1 protein-coding gene is annotated in these 744 nt (G+C 40.9%); it reads right to left on the bottom strand.

The genetic code is table 11. The features are described from left to right. Window positions 1-71: 71 nt before the first annotated feature. Window positions 72-542 (bottom strand): ribosome maturation factor RimP, encoded by a 471-nt coding sequence (gene rimP, locus ACWHAR_RS26550; protein WP_452088359.1) that lies wholly within the window; start codon window positions 540-542, stop codon window positions 72-74. Window positions 543-744: the final 202 nt, after the last annotated feature.

Here is a 744-nt window from a genome sequence, read left to right as displayed (position 1 = left end):
CAAGAATCGTGAGAGCATCTAATAATTCACTGCTCATTTAACGGTCTCCCCCCTTAAAACATTTGTATTCATTAGAATGTAACAGCTAATCTTGCATTAGCTATCTTTTCATACGGAATATTGATCCGTTTCTTTCTTGTTTTGATCGTGATCTCAACTGTCACTGTTTGTCCATCAAATTCAGCCAGTTCACCTTCAAACACTTTTACGCCGTCAATAGGCTCATACGTCTTAATGTATACGTTTTTTCCTAGTGATTTTTCGAAATCGGCTTTTTTCTTTAGCGGACACTCAGCTCCTGGAGATGAGACTTCAAGAAAGTAATTTTGGCTGATTGGGTCTGCCTCATCAAGCTTTTCGCTTAAAGCTTCGCTTACTTTGGCACATTCCTCAATATCCACACCGTCATCGGAATCAATAAACACGCGAAGGAACCAGCTTTGGCCCTCTTTGACAAATTCAATGTCAACGAGTTCCAGCTGAAGGCTGTCTACGATTGGCTGAGCCATTTCTTGAACGGTGTCAGTCACTTTTTTGCTCATGTTCTTCCTCCTTGTGCTGTCGATCTCATATTCGTCTCGTCACTCTGCATAAAAACCCTGCTTCAAAAGAGCAGGGGCTAAAAAGTAAACGATGAACATGTCGAGACAAAATTCTCCTGTTCAATACAAAAGAGCGGGTTTCCCCACTCTTTGCCTCGGTAATCGTTAGCATTTCCAATAAAACTATACCATAACCATATAT

It is taken from the genome of Bacillus sp. LR--39, from assembly GCF_053613335.1.
The sequence above is the reverse complement of the archived record's forward strand: the minus strand, read 5'-3'. Positions and strand labels throughout refer to the sequence as shown.

What these genes read in the sequence shown, in the direction of transcription:
- rimP (WP_452088359.1), bottom strand. Translation starts at nt 542, where the DNA reads ATGAGCAAAAAAGTGACTGACACCGTTCAAGAAATGGCTCAGCCAATC.